Source organism: Curvibacter delicatus NBRC 14919 (assembly GCF_001592265.1).
GTDB classification, from domain to species: Bacteria; Pseudomonadota; Gammaproteobacteria; order Burkholderiales; family Burkholderiaceae_C; genus Hylemonella; species Hylemonella delicata.
Window position 1 is genome coordinate 59,950 of the sequence record NZ_BCWP01000019.1, and the last position, 12,583, is coordinate 72,532.

Below are 12,583 nucleotides of genomic sequence, written 5' to 3' on the forward strand. Positions count from 1 at the left end.
TCCAGTCAGGTTGACGGGGACGTCAACCATCGGTCGATTCTAGGGACGCCTGCTGCACGGTGCTGTCACCTGCGTTTTGTGTCCTCAGGGACTGGCTGGTCAAAAGAGCCAGAATGTCAGTTGCGACAACAAAGGAAGCGCGATGCCGGAAGACTCTGAGAACAACAAGCTGGGCGTGCACCCCGATGTGCTCAAGCTGGGGCTGGTGAGTTTCCTGACCGACCTCAGTTCGGAGATGATTTTTGCCGTCTTCGCCGTGTTCTTCACCACCATCGCCGGTGCTTCAGCCGCCTTGCTCGGGGTGATCGAAGGCTGCGCCGATCTGGCGGCCTCTTCCTTGAACTACCTGTCGGGCTGGTTGTCGGACCGCACCGGCAAACGCAAGGTTTTTGCATTGGCCGGCTACGGTTTTTCCACCCTGGCCAAGTTGATTCTGCTGGTCTCCAGCTCGGTGGCCGGACTCGGGATCTTCCGTGTCATCGAACGGCTGGGCAAGAGCTTTCGCGGGCCGCCGCGCGATGCCTGGCTGTCGACCGTGGCGGACAAGGACACGCGCGGTTATGCCTTCGGCGTGCACAAGGCGCTGGACAAGTCGGGGGCTGTGTTGGGGCCCCTGGCCGCCTATGGCCTGCTGTCGTGGCTGGGGGAGGGGGCGACGTCTTTCCAGGTCCTGTTCTGGGTTGCGCTCATTCCAGCCCTGCTCAGCGTCTGGGTTCTGAGCCGGGTCAAGGAGCAGCCTGGCACCCCGCACCAACGCGAAAACATGTTCGAGACCTGGAGTGTCCTCAGTCCAGCCTTCAAGCGCTACCTGGTCACATCAGGCATCTTTTCGCTGGCCTATTTCAGCTTCAGCTTTCTGCTGTTGAAGGCTCACAGTGTCGGCTTCACGGTCAAGGATGTGGTCCTGCTGTACGCCCTGTTCAATATCGCCTGCGTTTTCACCGCGCCGTTGATCGGCAAACTGGGCGACTACCTGGGGCGGGGGCAGATGGTCATGCTGGGTTACCTGACCTACCTGCTGATGAGCCTGGGGTTCGCCTTCGCCAGCGAACCTTGGCAGATTGTTGTCCTGTTCCTGTTGTTTGGTCTGTTTTATGCGATCGACGAGGCCCAGAGCAAGGCGTTCATCGCCGACCTGGAGCATGAACGGCGCGGCGCGGCCATCGGGCTCCACAATTTCGTGACCGGCCTGATCTACCTGCCCGCCTCGCTGATCGCCGGGGCGTTGTGGCTGCTGCAGCCAGCCAGCGCCTTCCTGTTCGCCGCCGGCTTGGCGTTGCTGGCCTTGGGGGCCTTCCTGCTGCTGCGTCCAGACCGGTTGCCGCGCTGATTTTTCGCTGCCGGGGCGCCCCCGGATTTTGGTTGCATAATTGACGTTTACGTAAACGTCAATGCGCGCGCAGCCATCCGATCGGAGTGCGCCGCTGCGACGTAGCGGCGGACCTTGTACTCTTCCAAACCCTATGGCAACGACCTACAGCATCAGCGATCTGGCCCGGGAGTTCGACCTGACCACGCGTGCCATGCGCTTCTACGAAGACATGGGCCTCCTGCAGCCCGAGCGCTCGGGCCCCGGCGGGCGCAACCGGGTCTACAGCGGCCGTGACCGCACGCGCCTCAAGCTCACGCTGCGCGCCAAGCGGCTGGGGCTGAGCCTGACCGAGGCCAAAGAGATCATCGACATGTACGACAGCCCGCGCGACACCGGGCCGCAGTTGCAGAAGTTCCTGGACGTGCTGGCCCAGCACCGCCGGCAGGTGGAAGAGCAGATGGCCGACCTGCAGGCCAACCTGGACGAGGTGAAAGCACACCAGCGCGAAGCCCGTGCCCTGCTGGCCAAGGTCGCCGCCAAGCGCGGGAAGAAAGCCCATGCTGCCTGAGTTTGCCCGTGTGCAGGCCAGCTTTGAGCGCCAGGGCATGATGCGCCACCTAGGCGCACGCCTGCTGCGCGTAGAGCCGGGTTTGTGCGAACTGGCGCTGCCGTACTCCGACAAGGTGACGCAGCAACAGGACGGCTTTCATGGTGGTGCCATGGGTGCGCTGGCCGACATCGCCGGTGGTTACGCCGGGCTCACCATGGCTCCGGAGGGCATGGAGGTGGTGACTGTGGAATACAAGATCAATTTCCTCAGCAGCTTCCAGGGCGGCGAGTTGCGTGCCACCGGCCGCGTGCTCAAGGCGGGCCGACGCGTCATTGTCACGGCCGCCGAGGTGGTGCACATCGATGCCGACGGCAAGACCAGCGCCTGCGCCATGCTGCAGCAGACCCTGGTGCCCGTGCCCAAGACTTACTGAACCTTTTCATTCTGACGGAGACTTGCATGAACCTGCCCGGACTCAACTTCCAGCTCGGTGACGACATCGATGCCCTGCGTGATGCGGTGCGCGACTTCGCACAGGCCGAGATCGCGCCGCGCGCGGCCGAGATCGACCGCAACGACCAGTTCCCGATGGATCTGTGGCGCAAGATGGGTGACCTGGGTGTGCTTGGCATCACCGTGGGCGAGGAATACGGCGGCGCCAACATGGGCTACCTGGCGCACATGATTGCGATGGAGGAAATCTCGCGCGCCAGTGCCTCGGTCGGTTTGAGCTACGGTGCCCACAGCAACCTGTGCGTGAACCAGATCAAGCGCAATGGCAACGACGAGCAACGCCGTAAGTACCTGCCCAAGCTGATTTCGGGCGAGCATGTCGGTGCCCTGGCCATGAGCGAGCCAGGGGCTGGTTCGGACGTCATCAGCATGAAGCTGAAAGCCGAAGACAAGGGCGGCTACTACGTCCTCAACGGCAGCAAGATGTGGATCACCAATGGCCCTGATGCCGACACGTTGGTGGTTTATGCCAAGACCGAGCCCGAGCTGGGCGCGCGCGGTGTCACCGCCTTCCTGATCGAGAAGGGCATGAAGGGCTTTTCCATTGCGCAAAAGCTCGACAAGCTGGGCATGCGCGGCAGCCATACCGGCGAGCTGGTGTTCCAGAACGTGGAGGTTCCGGCGAGCAACGTGCTGGGCAGTGTCAACGGCGGCGCCAAGGTGCTGATGAGCGGGTTGGACTACGAGCGCGCCGTGCTGACCGGCGGCCCGCTGGGCATCATGCAAGCGGTGATGGACAACGTGGTGCCCTATATCCACGACCGCAAGCAGTTCGGCCAGAGCATCGGCGAGTTCCAGCTGATCCAGGGCAAGGTGGCCGACATGTACACCGTGCTGCAGGCCGGCCGGTCGTTCGCCTACACCGTGGCCAAGAACCTCGACATGCTGGGCACCGAACACGTGCGCCAGGTGCGCAAGGACTGCGCCTCGGTCATTCTGTGGTGCGCCGAGAAGGCGACCTGGATGGCCGGCGAAGGCGTGCAGATCTATGGTGGCAACGGCTACATCAACGAGTACCCACTGGGCCGCCTGTGGCGCGACGCCAAGCTGTACGAGATCGGTGCCGGCACCAGCGAGATCCGCCGCATGCTGATCGGGCGCGAGCTGTTTGCCGAAACCATGTGACCGGTGGCCTCCCGAGACACGGGAGGCGCCGGCAGGCGGCACAATACTTCCCTGAGTGAACAAGGGAAGTCGACAATGAAGTTTTCGCTGCGGACCTTCGGCCAGCATCTGCTGGGGGCGCTGGCCTCCGCCACCCTGCAGGCCTGGCTCATGGTGTTGTGCGTGGCCTTGGCGTTGTCGCTGCTGCGCATGGGGCAGATCGCTTGGCACTGGCCCGAAGGCTTCGAGGCGTCGCTGGCCGACCTCTGGTCCGTGGTGTTCCAGGGCGCACGTTTCGACCTCAAGGTCTGCGCCGCCGCCGCCATCCTGCTGTGGCCGGTGCTGATCATCGTGCCGGCGCGCTGGCACGGCTGGCTGACCGGCACGGTGACCTTGCTGTTCGTCACCGCCTCGCTGGTCAACCTGCATTACTTCGGTTTTTACAAGACGCCGATCGATCCGGTGGTGTTCGGCTTCTTCGAGGACGACACCAAGGCCATTCTCCAGACCATCTGGAGCGACTTCCCGGTGACGCTGACGCTGGTCGTGCTTGCCACCGCAAGTTGGGGCGCCATGGCGGCCCGCAAGGCGGCCTATGGCCGGCTGAGCCGGCGGCTGAACCGCGGCATCGGCGACCGGCGTATTCCGGTCTGGCTGACCCTGCTGGGGGTGCTGCTTGCGCTGTTCCTGCTGGTGTTGACCACCAAGGGCACGCTGCGCGCGATGGCGCTGGGGCGGCAGAACGTCTCGGTCACCACCTCGCAGTTCCTGAACGACATGGTGCCCAACGGCGTGATCGCGCTCAAGTTCGCCTGGGACGGCCGCAAGGCGTCGCAGAATTTCAGCGACCCCTTGCTGGGCCTGAAGCAGCTGGGCTACGACTCGCCGATGGCGGCGGCACGCATGCTCGGCATCGAGGCGAGAGATGAGAAGGCACTGCGTGCCGCGCTGTTCGCCCAAGGGGGCGATGCTCCGCCACCCGCCGGCCAACCGCGCAAGAACCTGCTGTTTTTTCTGATGGAGTCGTGGAGTGCCGAGCCATTCCGCTACCAAGCCAAGGACTTCGATGTGCTGGGCCGGCTGGCGCCAACATTGGCGCAGGCCTGCCATTTCTCCAACTTCGATTCCGCGCAGCCCGGCACGCACCCTTCGCTCGAAGCCATCCTGTTTTCCACCCCGATCACGCCGCTGACGCTCGGCCCGCAGGGCAAGAAGCCGATTCCCTGGTCGGTACCCCTGCTCCTGAGGCAGGCCGGCTATCACACCCTGTTCGTGACGTCGACGCGTTCAGGCTGGCGTGATCTGGATCGCGTGCTCAGGACGCAGGGCTTTGACGAAGTGGTGGATGCGAACAACCTCAAGGCTGCCTACCCGGAGGCCACGCTGGGCATCTGGGGCGTGTGGGACAGTTATGTGTTCCGCTACCTGTCCGAACGCCTGAAGAAAAAAGAGGACAAGCCGCTGTTCGTCTTCGTGCTGACGGCCACCAACCACCCGCCCTACGACCTGCCACCCGAGTACCAGCGGGTCGAGCGCAACCCCGCCAAGTGGGGTGGCGAGCGCAGTGCCGACACCCTGTGGCTCAACATCGACTCCTACCATTACGCCACTGACCTGCTGGGGGGGCTGGTGCAAGAGGTGCGCGCGGGCCCGCAGCACGCCAATACCGTGATTGCCGCCACCGGGGACCACAATGTGCGCAGCTTCGGTCTGTACGCCACGCCGGAGCGGCGCTACCTGCTCAGCCAGGTGCCGTTCGTGATCTGGGACGATGGTCTCGACTGCGGGCCGCAGCGCCAGCTGCCGGCCAGCCACCGCGACATGTTCCCCACGTTGCTGCCCTTGCTGGGCGTCAACAGCGGCTACGTCAAGACAGGCCGCAACCTGCTGCTCGATCCGGCCAAGCAGGCCAATCCGGCCTTGAATGCGCCGTTCAGCATGAACTACTACGGCACGGCCCGCAACGCCTTGGGCAGCTGGACCTTGGGCGACCCGGCCAGTTTTGTCTGCTCGCCCGGGCCGGCCAATGCCAACTGTCGCTTCGATGCACAGCAGGATGCCCAGGCGCGCGCGCAACTCGGTTTGCTGGACTGGAATGTCCGTGCCACCCTGCGGCACTAGGGTCTATTCACGGTGTAGGACAATCGGGCGCATGAGCAAATCCCTTGAAGACCTGTTTTTCCACAACCGTGCCTGGGCCGAGCAGATGGAGCGCGAGCGTCCTGGCTTCTTCACCGGGCTGGTCAAACAGCAGACACCCAAGTACATGTGGATCGGCTGCTCCGACAGCCGGGTGCCGGCCAACCAGATCACCGGGCTCGACCCGGGTGAGGTGTTTGTTCATCGCAATGTCGCCAACATCGTGGTGCATTCGGACCTGAATGCACTCTCCGCCATCCAGTTCGCCGTCGAGAGGCTCAAGGTCGAGCACATCATGGTGGTTGGCCACTACGGTTGCTCCGGCGTGCAGGCCGCGCTGGAGGGGGCGCGTATCGGTCTGGCTGACAACTGGCTGCGCCATATCCAGGACGTGCGCGACCGCCATCGCGGGCTGCTGGACGCCATGCCGGAACGCCATCGCCACGACGCGCTGGTGGAGCTCAACGTCATCGAGCAGGTGATCAATGTCGGCGTCAGCACCGTCATGCTTGATGCCTGGGCCAGCGGGCAGAACGTCAGCATCCATGGCTGGGCGTTTGGCGTGCATGACGGCTTGCTGCAGGATCTCAAGATGACCATCAACAGCACCGATTCGATCGAACCCATGTACCGGGCTGCGATTCAGGGAGTGCTTGCCGCCAGGTCCTGAGGACCCCGATGTTTCCGCAGCGGCTTGATTCCTCCCTCGCCTATGACATCGCCAAGGCGATGATGGATGGTTTCAACCGCCACTACCGGCTGTTCCGCACCGAGTCGGCGCGCGCCAAGCACCGCTTCGAGACGTCCGACTGGCACGGCCAGCAGCGCGCCCAGCGCGAACGCATCGAGTTCTACGACCTGCGCGTCAAGGAATGCGTGCAGCGCCTGGCGAAGGAGTTCCAGGCCGGCACGCAACCAATGGCCATCTGGCACCAGGTGAAGCTGCACTACATCGGCCTGCTGGTGGACCACCACCAGCCCGAGCTCGCCGAGACCTTCTTCAACTCGGTCACCTGCAAGATCCTGCACCGCACGCACTTCCAGAACGACTTCATTTTCGTGCGTCCGGCCGTCAGCACCGAGTACATCGAGAACGACGAACCGGCCGCCAAGCCCACCTACCGAGCCTATTACCCGACACGCGAAAATCTGCGCGCGACCATCGAACGCATCATCACCAACTTCCAGCTGCGGTGCGAGTTCGAGAACCTGGCGCGGGATGTCGACTTGGTGCTGGCGGCGGTGAACGACCAGCTGGGCCAGACCAAGCTGCGTGCCAATTTCCAGGTGCAGGTGCTGTCCAGCCTGTTCTTCCGCAACAAGGGCGCCTACGTGGTGGGCAAGATCATCAACGGCTTCGTTGAGGTGCCGTTTGCGCTGCCCATCCTTCACAACGAGGACGGCCGGCTGGTGATCGACGCCGCGCTGTTCGGCGAGGACGATCTGCTGATGCTGTTCTCCTTTGCGCGCGCCTACTTCATGGTGGACATGGAGGTGCCCTCGGCTTATGTGCAGTTCCTGCGCAGCATGATGCCGCGCAAGCCACGGGCCGAGCTGTACAACGCGCTGGGCCTGGCCAAGCAGGGCAAGACGCTGTTTTACCGCGACTTCCTCTACCACCTGAAGCACTCGAGCGACAAGTTCCGCATCGCGCCCGGCATCAAGGGGATGGTGATGCTGGTGTTCGATCTGCCGTCCTTTCCCTACGTGTTCAAGCTCATCAAGGACTGGTATCCGCCGCCCAAGGACACCACGCGCGAACAGGTCAAGGGCAAGTACCTGCTGGTCAAGCAGCACGACCGCGTGGGCCGCATGGCCGATACCCTGGAGTACAGCCTGGTGGCATTCCCGCGCGAGCGTTTCGACGACGAACTGATTGCCGAGATCGAAAAATTCGCCCCGAGCCAGCTGGAGATCAGCGACCGCGATGGGGACGGCTCCAGCGAAGTGATCATCAAGCACCTCTACATCGAGCGGCGCATGATCCCGCTCAACCTCTACCTGCAGGAAGCGTTCGACGCCGGTGCCGCTGACGCGAACAACCAGAGCGAAGATGCCATCCGGGCGCGTGCCCAGATGGAGCGCGCCGTCATCGACTACGGCAATGCCATCAAGGACTTGGTGGCGGCCAACATCTTTCCCGGCGACATGCTGTGGAAAAACTTCGGCGTCACGCGCCACGGCAAGGTGGTGTTCTACGACTACGATGAGATCGAATACGTCACGGATTGCAACTTCCGTCGTGTGCCGCAGCCGCGCAACGAGGAAGAGGAGATGTCGGGCGAGGTCTGGTACAGCGTCGGTCCGCACGATGTGTTCCCTGAAACCTTCGCGCCCTTCCTGCTTGGCACCCCGGCGGTGCGCGAGGTCTTCATGAAGCACCATGCCGACCTGCTCGATACCCCTTTCTGGCAGAGCCACAAGGAGCGTATCCAGCAGGGTTATGTCTACGACGTGTTCCCCTACGAGCGCAGCCGACGCTTTTCTCAGCAGCGTACCAGCATGTAGGCAAAAATTGACCGCGGTCATGGTGACCTCAGGCGGCTGGTGTACACTTTGCCTTGCCCGGGGTGCGCAATCGTTGCGCTGAGATGGATTCCAAACCCGCGAACTTGATCCGGTTCATACCGGCGTAAGAAGAGCTTGACCTGCTGCCTTTCCCTTCGTGAAGAGCCTGGTCTGTCCCGCTTGCTGGCCTCGTGCCGTCTTCCGGTTCGCGTTCTGTGAACCTCCTTCGGAGCAATGTGTTTGCTGTCACAAGGAGACTTCGCATGAATGCACCCGACAAACTCGCCCAGTTCATCTCCCTCACGCGCGAGCCGCTACCGGCCTCGCGCAAGATTCATGTGCTCGGCGCGCGCGCTGATGTGCGCGTACCCATGCGCGAGATCACGCAGAGCAACGGTGAGGCCATCACGGTCTACGACACCTCCGGCCCCTACACCGATCCGCAGGCCACCATCGACGTGCGTCGGGGCTTGCCGGCCTTGCGCGAGGGCTGGATAACCGCGCGTGGCGATACCGAGGGTTACCAGGGACGCACACCGTATGCACTTGATGACGGACTGAAGAGCGGCGAGAGTGATGCGTTGGCGGCGTTGCGCGCGCAGGCAGCGGGCCTGCAGCGCACGCCGCGCCGCGCCAGGGCCGGTGTCAACGTGAGCCAGATGCACTACGCCCGCCGCGGCATCATCACGCCCGAGATGGAGTATGTGGCGATCCGCGAGAACCAGCAGCGCGACTGGATGGCCCAATACCTCAGCAATGCCGAGCGTGAGAAGCGCCTGGCCGGCAACAGCTTCGGTGCTGCCATCCCACAGACAGTGACGCCTGAGTTCGTGCGCGACGAGGTGGCGCGCGGCCGCGCCATCATCCCGGCCAACATCAACCACCCGGAGCTGGAGCCGATGGCCATTGGCCGCAACTTCCTGGTCAAGATCAACGCCAATATCGGCAACTCGGCGGTGACGTCCAGCATCGAGGAAGAGGTGGAGAAGCTGGCGTGGTCCATCCGCTGGGGCGCCGACACGGTGATGGACCTTTCCACCGGACGCAACATCCACACCACGCGCGACTGGATCCTGCGCAATTCGCCGGTGCCCATCGGCACGGTGCCGATCTACCAGGCGCTGGAGAAGGTGGGTGGCGTGGCGGAAGATCTGACCTGGGCCATCTTTCGCGACACGCTGATCGAGCAGGCCGAGCAGGGCGTGGACTACTTCACCATCCATGCCGGCGTGCGCCTGCCTTTCATCCACCTCACGGCCAACCGGGTGACCGGCATCGTCTCGCGTGGCGGCTCCATCCTGGCCAAGTGGTGCATCGCGCACCACCAGGAGAACTTCCTCTACACCCACTTCGAAGACATCTGCGACATCATGAAAGCCTATGACGTGAGCTTCTCGCTCGGCGACGGCCTGCGCCCCGGCTCGGGCGCGGATGCCAACGACGAGGCGCAGTTTGCCGAACTGCGCACGCTGGGTGAGCTGACCAAGATCGCCTGGCAACACGATGTGCAGACCATGATCGAAGGTCCCGGCCACGTGCCCATGCACATGGTGCAGGCCAACATGACCGAGCAGCTCAAGCACTGCGGCGAGGCGCCGTTCTACACCCTGGGCCCGCTGACCACCGACATTGCGCCCGGTTACGACCACATCACCAGCGGCATCGGTGCGGCCATGATCGGCTGGTTCGGCACTGCCATGCTGTGCTACGTCACGCCCAAGGAGCATCTGGGCCTGCCGGACCGCGAGGACGTGAAGACCGGCATCATCACCTACAAGATTGCCGCGCATGCGGCCGACGTCGCCAAGGGCCACCCGGGGGCGCGGGCGCGTGATGACGCGCTCTCGAAGGCGCGCTTCGAGTTCCGCTGGATGGACCAGTTCAACCTGTCACTGGACCCCGACACGGCACAGAAATTCCACGATGAAACGCTGCCCAAGGACTCGGCCAAGGTGGCGCACTTCTGCTCCATGTGCGGGCCGAAGTTCTGCTCGATGAAGATCACGCAGGAGGTGCGCGAGTTTGCCAAAACACAAGGTGTGAGCGAGGAACAGGCCTTGACTGCCGGCATGGAAACCATGTCGGAAGAGTTCAAGCGGGCGGGCGGGGAGATCTACATTCCGATCGCGCAGGGCTGATCCGTGGCGTGGAGACTCTCCTGGTTTGCCAGCGGGGCGCCGAGCTTGCCACCTGCGGGACATACGTAGTCATCCGGACTGCTTCCCGCAGGGTCGCACGAAGGCTTTCGCGGCAAAATGTGCCCACTTGTATTCAGACCGAAGGAGCACATCATGTCCGATCCCATCGTTATCGTTGGCGCCGCCCGCACCCCCATGGGGGCGTTCCAGGGTGACTTCTCTTCCCTCGCCGCCCATGACCTCGGCGGCGCTGCCATCAAGGCCGCCGTCGAGCGTGCCGGCATCGCGCCCGAGGCCGTCAACGAGGTGCTGTTCGGCAACTGCCTGATGGCAGGCCAGGGCCAGGCGCCGGCGCGCCAGGCAGGTTTCAAGGGCGGCCTGCCCAAGAGCGCGGGCGCGGTGACGCTGTCCAAGATGTGCGGCTCCGGTATGCGCGCGGCCATGTTCGCGCATGACATGCTGCAGGCCGGTTCAGCTGACGTGATCGTTGCCGGCGGCATGGAGAGCATGACCAACGCGCCTTACCTCATGCTCAAGGGCCGTGGCGGCTACCGCATGGGCCACGACAAGATCTACGACCACATGATGCTCGATGGCCTGGAGGATGCCTACGAGGCCGGCCGCTCCATGGGCACCTTCGGTGAGGAGTGCGCTGCCAAGTACAGCTTTGACCGTACGGCGCAGGACCATTTCGCCATCACCAGCGTGCGCCGCGCGCAGGCGGCCATCCAGTCCGGCGCTTTTGCCGCCGAGATCACGCCGGTCACGGTCAAGGGCCGTGCCGGTGACACGGTGATCTCCATCGACGAAGGCCCGGGCAAGGCCAAGCTGGACAAGATTCCGGCGCTCAAGCCCGCCTTCAAGAAGGACGGCACCATCACTGCCGCCAGCAGCTCGTCCATCAACGACGGCGCTGCCGCGCTGGTGATGATGCGCGCCTCCACCGCGGCTAAGCTGGGCTGCAAGCCGCTGGCCAAGATCGTGGCCCATGCAGTGCATGCGCAGGAGCCGAACTGGTTCACCACCGCGCCGGTGGGCGCGACGCAAAAGGCGCTGGCCAAGGCCGGCTGGAGCGTCAAGGACGTGGACCTGTGGGAAGTCAACGAGGCGTTTGCCGTGGTGCCGATGGCGCTGATGGAGGAGCTCAAGGTGTCGCATGACATCGTCAACGTCAACGGCGGCGCCTGCGCGCTGGGCCACCCGATTGGCGCCTCCGGTGCCCGCATCATGGTCACGCTGATGTATGCGCTGCAGGCCCGCGGCCTCAAGCGTGGCCTGGCCACCTTGTGCATCGGCGGTGGCGAGGGCACGGCGGTGGCGCTTGAAATGCTCTGATCTGTTGTTGTTTTGAAAAAAAGAGGGGGGCTATATGCCCCCCTTGGTATTTAGAAATAAATATAAGCAGCCGATGATGCAGAATGTGGCGTGTCACATGTCAGGGTAAACCCTATGAAATTCAGCAGCAAGCTTCTTCTCTGCGCCGTGGTTCCCGCGGTGCTGTTCATCATTGGCCTGGCCGGCAGCATTGGTGGGTTGGTCCATACCAAGAACCAGTTTCACCATTACATCGAAACCGAGCAGCGCATCAGCAGCGGCCTGACCGAGATGTATGCCCAGGGGCTGCAAATGGGGCAGGCCTTGCGCAACATCGTGCTCGACCCGTCCAACAAGCGTGCTTATGAGAACCTGGACAATGCGCGCACCGGTTATGAAAAGGCGTTTGCCGAGGCGAGCAAGATTGCCCAAGGCACACAGTTCGAGGCCGGGCTGGCCAAGCTGCCGGCACTGCGTGTGAAGCATGCCCAGGCGCAGGAGAAGGTGACGGTGCTGGTCAAGGAGCAGTCGCCGGACACCATCCCGTTTCTCAACAGCACGGAAACCCCGGCCTGGCGGGATTTGCGGGCGGAGCTGCTGCAGCAGATGAAGGTGGCTGGCAAGATTTCCGAAGAGGCGCAGTCCCAGGTTGAACTTCAGGCCAACCGGCTCATCGCGTTTGCGTTGTCGCTGGCGGGGCTGGCCGTGCTCGTGGCTGCCGGCTTTACGTTTTACCTGCGCAACACGGTCTGCAACGAACTCGGCGGCGATCCGGGCGATGCACGCAAGGCGCTGCACGAAATTGCCGGGGGCAACCTGGTCTACCCTGTGCCGCCAACGCGTTACGACAACAGCCTGATGCAGGAACTGGTGCGCATGCAGGATGCCCTGCGCCGGCTGGTCAGTGAGGTGCGCCAGTCGACCGACAGCATCACCACGGCCAGCAGCGAGATCGCCGAGGGCAGCCAGGACCTGAGCGCCCGCACCGAAAGCCAGGCCAGTGCA

General features: G+C 63.5%; 10 protein-coding genes and 1 riboswitch. All 10 genes read left to right on the forward strand.

Annotation, left to right across the window (positions count from 1 at the left end):
* Nucleotides 1-142 precede the first annotated feature (142 nt).
* Entirely contained in the window at nt 143-1,330 is a 1,188-nt protein-coding gene (locus CDE01S_RS10685; protein ID WP_066706903.1) for an MFS transporter, read from the forward strand.
* A gap of 133 nt (nt 1,331-1,463) precedes the next feature.
* Nucleotides 1,464-1,880 carry a MerR family transcriptional regulator gene (locus CDE01S_RS10690; RefSeq protein ID WP_066706905.1) on the forward strand — a complete coding sequence of 139 codons (417 nt, stop codon included), beginning with the start codon at nt 1,464-1,466 and terminating at the stop codon, nt 1,878-1,880.
* The gene (locus tag CDE01S_RS10695; protein WP_066706907.1) at nt 1,870-2,295 is read left to right on the forward strand and encodes a PaaI family thioesterase; all 426 of its coding nucleotides are present in this window, start codon (nt 1,870-1,872) and stop codon (nt 2,293-2,295) included. The genes CDE01S_RS10690 and CDE01S_RS10695 overlap by 11 nt, the downstream gene beginning before the upstream one ends.
* A 26-nt stretch (nt 2,296-2,321) precedes the next feature.
* Nucleotides 2,322-3,500 carry an isovaleryl-CoA dehydrogenase gene (locus tag CDE01S_RS10700; protein WP_066706910.1) on the forward strand — a complete coding sequence of 393 codons (1,179 nt, stop codon included), beginning with the start codon at nt 2,322-2,324 and terminating at the stop codon, nt 3,498-3,500.
* A gap of 75 nt (nt 3,501-3,575) precedes the next feature.
* Nucleotides 3,576-5,600 carry an LTA synthase family protein gene (locus CDE01S_RS10705; protein WP_066706912.1) on the forward strand — a complete coding sequence of 675 codons (2,025 nt, stop codon included), beginning with the start codon at nt 3,576-3,578 and terminating at the stop codon, nt 5,598-5,600.
* Nucleotides 5,601-5,631: 31 nt separating this feature from the next.
* A complete protein-coding gene (gene can / locus CDE01S_RS10710; protein WP_066706915.1) occupies nt 5,632-6,288 on the forward strand; it encodes a carbonate dehydratase in 657 nt (218 codons plus the stop codon).
* 8 nt (nt 6,289-6,296) lie between these two features.
* Nucleotides 6,297-8,126, forward strand: coding sequence for a bifunctional isocitrate dehydrogenase kinase/phosphatase (aceK, locus tag CDE01S_RS10715; RefSeq protein ID WP_066706918.1), 1,830 nt, complete (start codon nt 6,297-6,299; stop codon nt 8,124-8,126).
* Nucleotides 8,127-8,174: 48 nt separating this feature from the next.
* Nucleotides 8,175-8,275: riboswitch (TPP riboswitch) on the forward strand.
* Between the two features lie 114 nt (nt 8,276-8,389).
* The gene (thiC, locus tag CDE01S_RS10720; RefSeq protein WP_066706921.1) at nt 8,390-10,264 is read left to right on the forward strand and encodes a phosphomethylpyrimidine synthase ThiC; all 1,875 of its coding nucleotides are present in this window, start codon (nt 8,390-8,392) and stop codon (nt 10,262-10,264) included.
* A gap of 153 nt (nt 10,265-10,417) precedes the next feature.
* Nucleotides 10,418-11,599 (forward strand): acetyl-CoA C-acyltransferase, encoded by a 1,182-nt coding sequence (locus tag CDE01S_RS10725; RefSeq protein ID WP_066706924.1) that lies wholly within the window; start codon nt 10,418-10,420, stop codon nt 11,597-11,599.
* Between the two features lie 114 nt (nt 11,600-11,713).
* On the forward strand, nt 11,714-12,583 hold an 870-nt coding region (locus CDE01S_RS10730; protein ID WP_500778416.1), incomplete at its 3' end, for a methyl-accepting chemotaxis protein.